The sequence below is a fragment of the Janthinobacterium sp. J1-1 genome (assembly GCF_030944405.1).
In the GTDB taxonomy this organism is placed as follows: Bacteria; Pseudomonadota; Gammaproteobacteria; order Burkholderiales; family Burkholderiaceae_D; genus Janthinobacterium.
This window is the reverse complement of the sequence record NZ_CP132339.1, coordinates 6,382,113-6,394,073: the sequence shown is the minus strand read 5'-3', so window position 1 is coordinate 6,394,073 and position 11,961 is coordinate 6,382,113. Positions and strand designations below refer to the sequence as shown.

Annotated in this window: 14 protein-coding genes; 4 read left to right on the top strand and 10 right to left on the bottom strand. The window is 63.3% G+C overall.

The annotated features are described in order from the left end of the window. Window positions 1–19: 19 nt before the first annotated feature. Complete coding sequence (locus tag Q8L25_RS29240) at window positions 20–1,018, bottom strand: LLM class flavin-dependent oxidoreductase (RefSeq protein ID WP_308922726.1); 999 nt, start codon at window positions 1,016–1,018, stop codon at window positions 20–22. A gap of 248 nt (window positions 1,019–1,266) precedes the next feature. Between Q8L25_RS29240 and Q8L25_RS29235 the strand changes: the two genes are divergently transcribed. Continuing rightward, window positions 1,267–2,373 carry a M24 family metallopeptidase gene (locus tag Q8L25_RS29235; protein ID WP_308922725.1) on the top strand — a complete coding sequence of 369 codons (1,107 nt, stop codon included), beginning with the start codon at window positions 1,267–1,269 and terminating at the stop codon, window positions 2,371–2,373. A 56-nt stretch (window positions 2,374–2,429) separates the two neighbouring features. Here the strand turns inward: Q8L25_RS29235 and Q8L25_RS29230 are convergent, their stop codons facing one another. Next, window positions 2,430–2,885: a hypothetical protein gene (locus tag Q8L25_RS29230; RefSeq protein WP_308922724.1), complete on the bottom strand. Its 456-nt coding sequence runs from the start codon at window positions 2,883–2,885 to the stop codon at window positions 2,430–2,432. Between the two features lie 254 nt (window positions 2,886–3,139). Here Q8L25_RS29230 and Q8L25_RS29225 point away from each other — a divergent pair, with 254 nt between their 5' ends. Next, window positions 3,140–3,427: a hypothetical protein gene (locus Q8L25_RS29225; protein WP_308922723.1), complete on the top strand. Its 288-nt coding sequence runs from the start codon at window positions 3,140–3,142 to the stop codon at window positions 3,425–3,427. Between the two features lie 12 nt (window positions 3,428–3,439). Here Q8L25_RS29225 and Q8L25_RS29220 read toward each other — a convergent pair whose 3' ends face one another. From Q8L25_RS29220 to Q8L25_RS29200, 5 genes are all read right to left on the bottom strand, one after another. Continuing rightward, window positions 3,440–3,853, bottom strand: coding sequence for a VanZ family protein (locus tag Q8L25_RS29220; protein ID WP_308922722.1), 414 nt, complete (start codon window positions 3,851–3,853; stop codon window positions 3,440–3,442). A gap of 473 nt (window positions 3,854–4,326) precedes the next feature. Continuing rightward, the gene (locus tag Q8L25_RS29215; protein WP_308922721.1) at window positions 4,327–5,091 is read right to left on the bottom strand and encodes an SDR family oxidoreductase; all 765 of its coding nucleotides are present in this window, start codon (window positions 5,089–5,091) and stop codon (window positions 4,327–4,329) included. A gap of 10 nt (window positions 5,092–5,101) precedes the next feature. Then, on the bottom strand, window positions 5,102–5,623 hold the full coding sequence (locus tag Q8L25_RS29210; protein WP_308922720.1) for a TPM domain-containing protein: 522 nt from the start codon (window positions 5,621–5,623) through the stop codon (window positions 5,102–5,104). Further along, window positions 5,623–6,450 (bottom strand): TPM domain-containing protein, encoded by an 828-nt coding sequence (locus Q8L25_RS29205; protein WP_308922719.1) that lies wholly within the window; start codon window positions 6,448–6,450, stop codon window positions 5,623–5,625. The genes Q8L25_RS29210 and Q8L25_RS29205 overlap by 1 nt, the downstream gene beginning before the upstream one ends. Window positions 6,451–6,452: 2 nt before the next feature. Next, on the bottom strand, window positions 6,453–7,067 hold the full coding sequence (locus Q8L25_RS29200) for a LemA family protein (RefSeq protein ID WP_308922718.1): 615 nt from the start codon (window positions 7,065–7,067) through the stop codon (window positions 6,453–6,455). A gap of 168 nt (window positions 7,068–7,235) precedes the next feature. On the opposite strand from Q8L25_RS29200, the gene pyrF reads away from it, so the two are divergent. Beyond that, a complete protein-coding gene (gene pyrF, locus Q8L25_RS29195) occupies window positions 7,236–8,060 on the top strand; it encodes an orotidine-5'-phosphate decarboxylase (RefSeq protein WP_308922717.1) in 825 nt (274 codons plus the stop codon). 106 nt (window positions 8,061–8,166) lie between these two features. Here the strand turns inward: pyrF and sbcB are convergent, their stop codons facing one another. Further along, the gene (gene sbcB / locus Q8L25_RS29190; RefSeq protein WP_308922716.1) at window positions 8,167–9,615 is read right to left on the bottom strand and encodes an exodeoxyribonuclease I; all 1,449 of its coding nucleotides are present in this window, start codon (window positions 9,613–9,615) and stop codon (window positions 8,167–8,169) included. A 138-nt stretch (window positions 9,616–9,753) separates the two neighbouring features. On the opposite strand from sbcB, the gene Q8L25_RS29185 reads away from it, so the two are divergent. Then, window positions 9,754–10,356, top strand: coding sequence for a DUF5610 domain-containing protein (locus Q8L25_RS29185; protein WP_308922715.1), 603 nt, complete (start codon window positions 9,754–9,756; stop codon window positions 10,354–10,356). Between the two features lie 9 nt (window positions 10,357–10,365). Here Q8L25_RS29185 and Q8L25_RS29180 read toward each other — a convergent pair whose 3' ends face one another. After that, complete coding sequence (locus Q8L25_RS29180; RefSeq protein ID WP_308922714.1) at window positions 10,366–11,325, bottom strand: GGDEF domain-containing protein; 960 nt, start codon at window positions 11,323–11,325, stop codon at window positions 10,366–10,368. 213 nt (window positions 11,326–11,538) lie between these two features. Then, entirely contained in the window at window positions 11,539–11,916 is a 378-nt protein-coding gene (locus Q8L25_RS29175) for an HPF/RaiA family ribosome-associated protein (RefSeq protein WP_308922713.1), read from the bottom strand. Window positions 11,917–11,961: the final 45 nt, after the last annotated feature.

Here is an 11,961-nt window from a genome sequence, read left to right as displayed (position 1 = left end):
ATATACCGGGGAGAGAAGGTTACGACGGTACTGACAGCTCCGCATGCACCTGGGCCGTGATTTCATACGAGCGCAAGCGGTGCTGGTGGTCGAAGATCTGCGAGGTGATCATCAGTTCGTCTGCGCCCGTCTCGGCGATAAAGGCGGCCATCGTGGCTTTTACGGTGGCGGGTGAGCCGATCGCGGTGCACGACAATACCGAGTCGAGCATGGCGCGTTCCTGCGGGCCCAGCTGTTCCAGGTAGCCGGGCACGGGCGGCTGCAGGCGCGATGGCCGGCCCGTGCGCAGGTTCACAAAAGCCTGCTGCATCGAGGTGGCGCGCACATGCGCTTCGGCATCGGTATCGGCGGCGAACACGTTATAGCCGAGCATCACATACGGCTTGGCCAGCTGCTTCGATGGCTTGAAATGCTCGCGGTAATAGGCCACTGCCTGCATCATCATCTGCGGCGCGAAATGCGAGGCAAACGCATACGGCAAGCCCAGGTGGGCCGCCAGTTGCGCGCCAAACAGGCTGGAACCGAGTATCCAGACCGGCACATTGGAACCCTTGCCGGGCACGGCCAGCACGCGCTGGCGCGGTTCGTCGCACATGTAATCGATCAGCTCCAGCACATCCTGCGGGAACTGGTCCGAGTCGGACTGCAGGTCGCGCCGCAGGGCGCGCGCCGTGGTCTGGTCGGAGCCGGGCGCGCGGCCCAGGCCCAGGTCGATGCGGCCCGGATGCAGCGCTTCGAGGGTGCCGAACTGCTCGGCAATCACCAGCGGAGAATGGTTCGGCAGCATCACGCCGCCCGCGCCGACGCGGATGGTCTTGGTGCCGGCCGCCACATGGGCGATCACCACCGCCGTGGCGGCGCTGGCGATGCCGGGCATGCCGTGGTGTTCCGCCAGCCAGTAACGGTGATAGCCCCAGCGCTCGCCATGCTGGGCGAGATCCAGGGTGTTCTGGAAGGAAGTGGAGGCGGTGCTGCCTTCGGCGATCGGCGCCAGGTCGAGTATGGAAAATGGGATCATGAAAGAGATATCGGGTCGGGTTGGGAAATCACAATGGATGATTTGTCTATCCCCTGATGGCAGCAGGGTTGTGGCAAGCATCAGCAGGCAACCATCATAAGACGATTCTGTTGTTGGCGTACGGGACCATAAAAAAGTGATGATTTGCGCTGGCTGAAAAAAACATGTCGTTCTTGGTGAACTTTTTTTGAGGTAACCAGTCATAAGATTTTCTGTAGCACCATGTCACCGCCGTGATCGGAGCACGCATGAACTGGACCGTTGAGCAGGAAATTGCCCACAAGCTGGCGCAGATGCGCCGCTGGCTGGAACAGGAAGGGGCCGGCGCCTTGCGCCTGCGCGGAGCGGACTGGTTTGCCTGGGCCACGGCCGGCGCCTCGGGCGGTCATTGTCCGTCGACCGAGTGCGGCCATGCCGAAGTGCTGGTCACCCGTGACGCCGCCTATATCCTGACCGACGAAGCCGAAGCGCAGCGCTTGCGCCACGAAGAGGTACGCGGCCCCTGGACCTGGCAGGTGACGCCGTGGATGCAGCCGCGCCTGGCCGAGCTGCGCGAGCATTTCGTGCAGCACGCGGCCGGCGGCCTGCCGGTGCTGTGCGACCGGCCCGGCGTGTTCGAGCGCGGCCTGCCCGTGGTCTTGCGCGACGAGCGGCTGCCCCTGCTGCCGCCGGAACAGTTGCGCTACCGCACGGTGGGGCGCCTGGCCGCCAGCGCCGCCAGCGAGGCGCTGCGCGCGGCCCGCCCGGAATGGAGCGAGCAGGAACTGGCCGGCGCCTGCGCGCGCGCCTTGTGGACGCGCGGCCTGCATACCATGCATGTGATGGCGGTGGGCGCGCAGCGCCAGCAGCGCTACCGGCGCGCGCCGCCGTCGAGCACGCCGCTCGGCAGCAGCGTGGTGCTGGCGCTGTGCGCGCGGCGTTTCGGACTGTGCGCTTCGCTCAGCCGCCAGCGCCGCTTCCGCCCGGCCCAGGCCGGCGTGGACGAGGCCGATGCCGCCATCCTGGCGCTCGAAGCGGTGGCGCTCGATGCCTGCGAGGCGGGCCATGCGCTGAGCATGGTGTATCACGCGCTCGACAGCGCCTATGCCTATGCCGGCCAGCCCGACGCCGTGCTCAATCACCGCCAGGGCGGCATCGCCGGCTATCAGGCGCCCGAACTGGCGGCCGGCAGTTGCACGGAACTGCTGCTCAAGGATGGCATGGCGCTGGCGTTCCATCCCAGCTTGCCTGGTGGCATGGTGGAAGATACCTTTTTGCTCAACGGCCAGCGCCTGCGCAACCTGACCTTCGACCCCGCCTGGCCGTCGATCTCGGTGCGTGGACGGCGGCGTCCGCTGAGTCTTGAGTTGGAGTAGATAAGCCTATACGACAGACAGCCAGCAACTGCCTGCCGTGATCATCGCCGTGCGGTTCAGTATTTTTGCAGCAGGCCGTTGACCAGCTTGACCCGGTCGCCGGTCTGATAAGTGGGCGCGGAATTTTGCATGATGGTGCGCGTGCTGCCATCGTCCAGCCGCAGCGTGACCCGGTACATGTCCGCGCTGCCCGCTGTAGTGCCCGCGGTACCCGAGCTGCCAGCCTGCGTCTCGCCGCTGGCCTGGTCCATGCCGCGTGCCACCGGCTCGATGGACTGCACGGTGGCCGAGGCGATGCTGACACCGGACTGGCTGCCGTCCATGCTCATGTCGCTGCCGCTGGCGTTCATGCTGCCGGAAGCCGGCGTCGTGGCGGCCTGGGTGGCGCTGGCGGTACTGCTGACGTTCTCGCCGCTGCGACTCATGGCCGTGCTGCCGCTATCGGTCGAACTGCAAGCGGCCAGCAGCATGCATGACAGGCCAGCCAGCGCCAGGGTATTTTTTGCTCTCATCTGTGTTCTCCTTCAGGAGTGACAATATGGTGGAAGTAGGGTGGAAGTCCGCATGAGTGGCGTATGCCGGACATGGCCGTAACTACTGCATGTAAGAGCGCCGGTATGGCAAGACGTTCCATGTGTCTTGTTTAGCGTTGAGATACATCAAGTATTCCAATTGTTGAGCTTGGTATAAAAGATGTTCTCGCAGCAAACATTCAGGGCGCTCGCGCTCCCCCGTCGTTCCCGTCAGGAGAAAGGTGTTTTCAGGTATGACAAGTGACAAGCTGATTGAAGCGGTGCTGATCGCCGTGTACGGCGAGGGCGACATGCTCGACGACGGGCGCGCCCGGCATATGCTCAGGCAGGCTCTGCATGGCCTGACCAGGCTTGCCCGGTCAGAACAATTGATGGCGATGCGGCGTGATGCCACGCGCGCGGCGGGAGCCAGCGGCCGCCGGCAGATGCGCATGGTCTTGCGCCGCGCCGCCAGCCAGGCAGCCGTGGGGCAGGGACAGCTGGCCCTGGCGCTGGGCGCCAGCGAGACCGCCGCGCCGTGATGGTGGCGCCGTTTACAAAGGCGATTTCTTCAGGCCTGCCGCGACCATCCTGGGCCAGAGGAAATACAGGGAAGCGGCCACCAGCATGGCAGCCGTGATGTCGACCAGCCAGTCGGACACGGCGCCGCGGCGGTAGGGCAGGAAGCTCTGGATGAATTCGTCGAGTGCGCCCATCGCCGCCACCATCAGCACCGACAGCACGGCGCGGCGGCCCATGCCGCCGGCGATGCCGCTGAACAGCAGCAGGGCCAGCACGCCGTAGCCGAACGAATGCAGCACCACGCCCGAGGCATACTGGCCCACATCGGCGCGCGTGCCCGGAATGTCGCCGATGATGATCACCAGCGCGTACAAAAACAGCGCGGTGCGAAAGCGCAGGCGCTCATGGCGCTCGGCGAAACAAAGCTGGGTCAGTGTGGCTTGCATGATCAGTGGAATAGCGGAAAGGTGGCAACCATAACATGGGGGCCGGCGCGGGCGCCATGCTGACGCGCAAGCATGGGCAAAAAAAAGCCCGCTAAGTAGCGGGCTGAAAACCCAAAAGGGTCAAGAGTGAACGGTGCTGGCCAAGTCGCGGTGCTGCGGCGCGCCATGGCAAAAATGGGGAGTGGTGCGCCAGTGAAGGCACACCTGTCCGCCGTCGCGCATATCGGTTGCGTGTACTGCAGATGAAGCAAGTATAGCCAGCGAACATGACCGCCTGATGACACTTTCAAGTTTTCTGAAAAAAGTGATGGGCGCACGCCGGACAAAAAAAAGCCCGCTGGTGAAAGCGGGCTTGAAACTATTTTCTTGGAGGAGAATAGTGGAGACAGGTGCATTATGCTGCGCCGCACGATATATGTCTAATGGTCTTTTCAGATATCGATTATCGGTTTTTGATATAACTGACGAGACCGCTATTCCTGTACCGCCACCGTGTAGTTGAGCGCCATGCGGCCGCCGTCGGCATAAATCGTCTGGCCCGTCATGTAGCTGGCGTCGTCGCTGGCCAGGAAAGCGGCGATGCCGGCCACTTCTTCCGGTTCGCCGCAGCGTCCGAGTGGCGTGCGCGACAGGATGGTGTGGCGCGCCTGCGGGCTCGACAGCACGGCCTGTTTCGCCAGTTCGGTCAGGATGGTGCCTGGCCCGATGCCGTTGACGCGCACGCCATGCGGCGCCAGGTTCAGCGCCATCACCTTGGTCAGCTGGTTGATCGCGCCTTTCGACACCACATACGGCACCTGGTTGGGGATCGCCAGTTCCGCATTCACGCTCGACATATTGATGATCACGCCGCTGTTGCGCTTGACCATCTCGCGCGCCACTGCCTGGCCGCACAGGAACATCGATTTCAGGTTGATGCGCATGACGCGGTCGAAATCGTCCTCGGTCACGTCGAGGAAATCGGCGGCGTGGGTCACGCCGGCATTGTTGATCAGGATGTCGACATGGCCGAAACGGGCCAGGGTGGCCGTCATCATGGCGTCGACATCGGCCTTCTGGCTGACGTCGGCGCAGAAAAAGTGCGCCTGTGGCCCCAGCGCGGCGGCCGCTTCGGCGCCGGCTTCCTTGATGTCGACCAGCATCACCTGCGCCCCTTCGGCAATCAGACGGCTGGCGCAGGCCAGGCCGATGCCTTGCGTGGCGCCCGTGACGATGGCGGTTTTATTGCTTAGTTTCATAAGTACTCGGTCAGAGAAGGATGGCTTCGTTCGGTAATTGATTGCTGCGCTCGCCCGTGGCCGGGAAGTGATGCTGCAGCAAGCTGTTCAGTTCGCCCAGCGCCTGCAAGGTGCTGTCGTGATAGTTGCCACTGGCAAAACCGGCCGTCATGGTACGGCAGATGGCCTGCCACTGCTCGGGCGTGATGCGGCGTCCCACATGGCGGTCGGCCACGATATCGACCTGGTGCTCGGCCAGGTTGATGTAGATCAGCACGCCGCAGTTGTCTTCCGTATCCCACACGCCATAGTGGGCAAACAGTTCGCGCGCCCGCTCGCGGTTCGTCACGCCCTGGTAGGCCATGCCTGGGGTGAGCGCCGCTTCGACGATCAGGCGCACTTCCGCGCGATGGCGTTGTTCGCCTTCGGCGATGGCCGTTTCGATCGCTTTCAGGGTGGTGCCAGGAAAGGCCGCCCTGGCCGTGGCCGGCGTGCCGCGCCAATGTTTCAGCGCGCGTCCACAGCGCTGGCCAAATGTCAGTTCTTGCGTCATTACCAGTCTCCCGAGGCGCCGCCGCCGTCAAAGCCGCCGCCCCCACCGCCAAAGCCACCGCCGCCGCCGAAACCGCCACCGCCGCCAAAGCCGCCACCGCCACCGCCGCGGTTGTTCATGGCCTGGCTGAGGATGCTGCCCAGCACCACGCCGGTGGCGCCGCTGGTCCAGTTGCTGCCGCGCTGCAAGCGATTTGGGCCGCCGCGCGAACGAAACAGGGTCAGCACCACCAGGAAGCCGAAGAACAGCAGCGGCAGCCAGAAGCCCAGGCCGCCTTCTTCGGCAGCCGCCGGCGCCGCCTGTTTTGCCGGTGCCGGGAATTGCTCCTGGTTCAGCAAGGTGGCGATGGCACCCACGCCGGCCACCAGGCCACCATAATAATCCTGCTGCTTGAAATGGGGCGTGATCACGTCCTGCAAGATGCGTTTCGATTGCGCATCGGTCAGCACGCCCTGCACGCCACGCCCCGCTTCGATGCGCAAGCGGCGCAGCGACGAGGGATTGTCTTTCGCCACCAGCAGCAGCACGCCGTCATCGACGCCCTTGCGGCCCAGCTTCCAGGCGTCCGTCACGCGGATGCTGTATTGCTCGATCGCTTCGGGTTCGGTCGACTTGAGCAGCAGCACGGCGATCTGGCTGCCGGTGCGCGCTTCATAGTCGGCCAGCACGGCTTCCAGCGACGCCTTCTGTTTGTCGTCCAGCATGGCGGCCTGGTCGGTCACGCGCGTTGCCAGCGGCGGCACGGCAGCCAGCTGGGCGCTGGCCGGCAATGCCATCGCGCACAGCAGCGCCGTGACGAGTGCCGCAAAATAGGCCTTGATGCCCATGCTTATTTGCCGAAGTCGACGGTTGGCGCGGTCGAGATGGCTTTTTCATTGTCCACCGTGAATGATGGCTTGACCTTGTAGCCGAACATCATGGCCGTCAGGTTGTTCGGGAAGCTGCGCGCATGCACGTTGTAGTCCTGCACCGCCACGATATAGCGCTGTCGCGCCACGGTGATGCGGTTTTCCGTGCCTTCCAGCTGCGATTGCAGGTCGCGGAAGTTGCTATTGGCTTTCAGGTCCGGGTATTTCTCGGACACCACCATCAGGCGCGACAGGGCCGACGACAGCTGGCCCTGCACCTGCTGGAATTTTTCGAAGGCGGCCGGGTCATTGAGCACCTCGGGCGTGATCTGGAAGCTGGTGGCGGCCGAGCGCGCCTTGGTCACCGCTTCCAGCGTTTCGCGTTCGTGGCTGGCATAGCCCTTGACGGTATTGACCAGGTTGGGTATCAGGTCGGCGCGCCGCTGGTACTGGTTGACCACTTCGCCCCAGGCGGCCTTGGTCGCTTCGTCCTTGCTCTGGAAATCGTTGTAGCCGCAGCCGGTCAGCACGCCGGCCAGCACGGTAACGCTGAGGGCCAGGCGCAGCCATTTGGTGAATTGTTGGGTGATTTGCATGATGGTTTCCGTGCGTAATGGTAAGAGGAGAGTCCGGTGGGGCAAATATACCTGAAACACCACAAAATGTTGGTTTAATCAGTATCACAGGCGGGCCTGGCGCCGCCGGGCAGGCCGCCGGCCGCGTTACAATACGGGGTTTGCAACTGAATACAGAAAAGGTGTGCCGTGAATTTCATCGATAAGTTAACCGCCGCGTGGACGGCCAATCATTCCCTGCTGTGCGTGGGACTGGACCCGGACCTGGCCAAGCTGCCGGCCGAATTGCGCGACGCGCCTGATGGCATCACCACCTTTTGCACGCGCATCATCGACGCCACGGCCGACCTGGCCTGCGCCTTCAAGCCGCAGATCGCCTATTTCGGCGCGCTGGGCGCGGAAAAGCAGCTGGAAGACATCTGCCGCTACCTGCGTGAACACTACCCGCACATCCCGCTGATCCTCGACGCCAAGCGCGGCGACATCGGCGCCACCGCGACTCAATATGCGCGCGAAGCGTTCGAACGCTATGGCGCCGACGCCGTCACCGTCAACCCCTACATGGGCGAGGACTCGCTCGATCCTTACCTGGCGTGGCCAGACCGCGGCGTGATCATTTTGTGCCGCACCTCGAACCCGGGCGGCTCGGACCTGCAGTTCCTCGACACGGACGGCGTGCCCCTGTACCAGCGGGTGGCGCGCCTGGTGGCCGAGAAATGGAACAAGAACGGCCAGTGCGCGCTGGTCGTCGGCGCCACCTTCCCTGAAGAACTGGCGCAGGTGCGCGCCATCGTCGGCGACATGCCGCTGCTGGTGCCCGGCATCGGCGCCCAGGGGGGCGACATCGCCGCCACCGTCGGCGCGGGCCAGACGGCGAACGGCATGGGCATGATGATCAGTTCCTCGCGGGCCATCATCTATGCCAAGCCGCAGGCTGGCGAGGATTTTGCCGATGCGGCCAGGCGCGTGGCGATCGAGACGCGCGATGCGATCAATCAACATCGCGCCGCGTAGGTCGGATTAGGCCCATGGGGCCGTAATCCGACAACATTGTTGGCGGCGATCGTGGTGTTGTCGGATTACGCGCTTGCGCGCTAATCCGACCTGCGCGATACACACATTAATCGCGCTGTGGCGCCACGATCTCCGCATAATCGTACAACTCGCCCAAAATCTCTTCGCCCCGCTCATCCACCGATTCCGACAAGGTATCGATTTCCGTAAACAGCTGCTCGATGGTGCGGGCGCCGCCGTCGCCGTCGAACAGGCGGGCGGCGCGGTGTTCTTCCCAGCGCACGCTTTCCGCTTCGCTCAGGGTCTGCGGGAAGTTGCGCGCGCGGTAGCGGAACAGCAGTTCCTGCAGGCGCTCGTCACTGAATGAAGGGCGGGCGCTGGCCAGCTTGGCCGGCGTCTCGCGGCGCAGGGAGTCGAGCAGGCGGCGGTCGTCATTGCTGACAAAACCGTTGTACAGGTCTTCATCGACATCGGCGCGGCCTTCGGCGGCGGGGCGCTTGAATACTTCGGCCCAGATGGCGTCCATGTTCGGCGCGCCGGCGGCCAGGCGGCCGTTTTCCAGCGCTGCCGCGAGATCGATGCCCCATTGCGCGGCCATGGCCGGCGACAGGGTTTTCAAGTTGCTGACCAGCATGGGCGACTTGTTCACATGAATACTCTTCACGGGCAGGCGCGTCATGCCTTCGGGCATGGCGTCGTTGCGCGTGAACAGCCGGGTACGGATGGTGTCGGCGTCCAGGGTGAACAGTTCGCGCGGATCGTACTGGCAATCCCATACCAGGATCTCATTCTTGTTGCTCGGGTGCGTGGCCAGCGGCCAGACCACGCCGATGCAACCCCGTTCGGCCGGGAACATGCCGGACACGTGCAGGAAGGGCTGGCGCTGGGCGGCGGCCAGGTGCATGCCCATTTCGCTGGCGACCTTGTCTTTCTTGTGCAGCGCCAGGCAGAAGTCGAACAGTTTCGGCTGCATCTGCTTGATCAGGCGGGCCAGCGCGATGGTGGCGCGCACGTCGGACAGCGCATCGTGCGCCGCCTCATGCAGCAAGCCGTTAGCCTTGCTCAGATGTTCCAGCTTGAAACTGGTCTGGCCGTCGTCGCGCTTCGGCCATTGGATGCCTTCCGGGCGCAGCGCATGCGTCATGCGCACCACGTCGAGCAGGTCCCAGCGGCCGCAATGGTTTTTCCATTCGCGCGCATACGGGTCGATCAGGTTGCGCCAGAACAGGAAGCGCGTCACTTCATCGTCGAAACGGATGGTGTTGTAGCCCACGCCGATGGTGCCGGGCTCCGAAAAGGCCGCTTCGATGGTGGCGGCGAACTGGTGTTCGGGCACGCCCAGCGCCAGGCATTGCTGGGGCGTGATGCCGGTGATCAGGCACGATTGCGGATCGGGCAGGAAATCATTGGCAGGCTGGCAATACAACATGATGGGCTCGCCGATTTCGTTCAGGTCGGCATCGGTGCGGATGGCGGCGAACTGGGCTGGCCGGTCGCGGCGCGGCTGGACGCCGAAGGTTTCGTAGTCGTGCCAAAGAAAAGTCTGGTTTGTCATTGATGGTGCTTGCATGGTGTGCCGCGAAAATTCACGGCTTCAGTTTTCGGAATTCTTGCCGATATTACCAAAGAGAGGATCAGCTGTACTGCGCATTCTCGCATGGAGTCAACCATTGTCCGTCCAAGGAGGCTTATCGTGTCACTTCCCATCGCCGCAAGCGGCAATTCCGCCAGTTCCGTCAGCAATACCGGCAACACCACCAGTGGTGTCGCCGGCAAGGACGACAAAGTCAAGCAGGCCGAAGGCAGCACCGCCCAGATGAGCGTCAACGACCGCTCGAAACTGCAACTGAACGCCGCCATTTTGCAGGCGTCCATGAATGTGTCGATCAGTTCGCAAAACGATCCGCTGGCGCTGGTCTACAAATCGGCCATCACCAGCATCAATGAAGCGCTGCAGGCCGATTTCGGCGACAACGCCGTGCAAAACGCGGCATCGCAGGACAATAGCGCCGAAGCCACGGCGAACCGCATCGTATCGCTGTCGACCGGCTTTTTCGAAGCGTTCAAGAAGCAGAACCCCGGCATGGACAATGATGCCGCGCTGGAAAAATTCATGGGCACCATCAGCGGTGGCATGGAAAAAGGCTTTTCGGAGGCGCGCGATATCCTGAAGGGCTTGAATGTGCTGCAAGGCGATATCGCCGGCAATATCGACAAGACCTATGAGCTGGTGCAGAAGGGCTATGCCGATTTCGTTGCCGCGCACAGCAGCAAGAAGGCCGACACGGCAGCCTGAAGCACTTGTTTACAGGGCAACGCGGTCGCGGCCGGCGTCCTTGGCGCGGTACAGCGCCGCATCGGCCGTGGCGATCAGGCCGTGCTCGTCCTGGCGCAGCGCCAGGCTGGCCACGCCGAACGAGCCCGTGATATGCGGCAGGGGGCAGCGCAGGTCTTCGAAGATGACGGCTTGCCGCATGCGTTCGCACAGGCGTTCGGCCACCAGCAGCGCCAGCTGTTCATTGGTGTCGGGCAAGATGACCATCAATTCCTCGCCGCCATAGCGCACGGCAAAATCGGTCGGGCGCAGGGCCGCGCCCACCACCTGGGCGGCGATGCGCAGCGCCTGGTCGCCGGCCTGGTGGCCGTGCCGGTCGTTGAAACGCTTGAAATGGTCGAGGTCTATCATCAGCAGCGACAGCGGCGCGCCGCTGTCGTGGGCGGTGCTGATCATGTTCGGCAGTAAATCGTTGAGCCAGGCACGGTTGTACAGGCCGGTCAGGCTGTCGACCATCGACAGCTGGCGGTAGAACTCGCCCAGTTTCTGGCGCCGGCGCAGCAAGGCGTTGGCGGCGCGGATGCGAAACGACATCAAGCGCAGCAGGTTGCGCGCCAGGCCGTTCGACTGTTCGATCAGTTCCCATACCAGCACGGCGTCGATCACCAGCACATCGGTTTCTTCCAGCGCGGAAATGGCCGTCAGGTTGCTTGCTTCATCGAGCACCGCTTGCTCGCCCACGCTTTCGCCGGGCAACACCTTGCTGACCGTGCCGTCGTCCATGCCCGTATAGGTATCGGCCGCCACCGCCAGCGAGCCGCGCAGCACGATATACAGGCAGGCGCTGTCGCTCAGGGCTTCGCCCGCTTCCAGCCGCAGCACCGGGCAGGGCGCCAGCATGGCCGCCGTCCGCTCGTCCGGCGCATCGGAAAACAGCTGCAAATCGCCGATGTTGCAGCCTGAAGCGTCAAAATTGCCGATTTTTTCCACGATATGCTTTCCAAGAGGCAGCGCCGCGCAGGCGGCGGAACATGCGCATCATGATAGCGTAAAGCGTTCTTGGGAGTAACAACTATGGCTGACTTGAAAGCAACTTCGTGATAATTATGATACAGCGGCGGCCATGGCACGGTGTGCATGCGGCGCACAAAAGCAAAGGCAGCCTTGATCGGCTGCCCAGGTCTCATCTATAAAGCGGGGGAATTATTCGGCGGCTTCTTCGGCTTCAGCCGTATCGTTCACGGCGTTCTTGCCGCTGGCGTGGCGCTTGCTGTCTTGCAGGCGGCCCAGGGCGCTGTCAATGGCGCGTTTCAGTTTGTCGGTGGCGCCGCTGACGGACTGGTGTACCGAGGCGTTCTGCTCGGTGACGGCGATCGGCTGGTAGCCTGCCACGCGCGCTTCCATCACGCAGCGGATATCGTCCGCGCCGCCTTTCGGGCCGTTGGTATCGCTCAGGTGGACTTCGATGCGGGTAATGTTGTCGCGGAAACGGCTGAGTGCCGATTCGAGTACGGATTGCACATGTTCGTTCAGTCCAGCGTTGTTGGCGATGGTGCTGTCGGTTTGAATATTGATTTGCATATGCTATCTCCTGTCAATTCGAAAAAAACCCACACGGGCGGCACG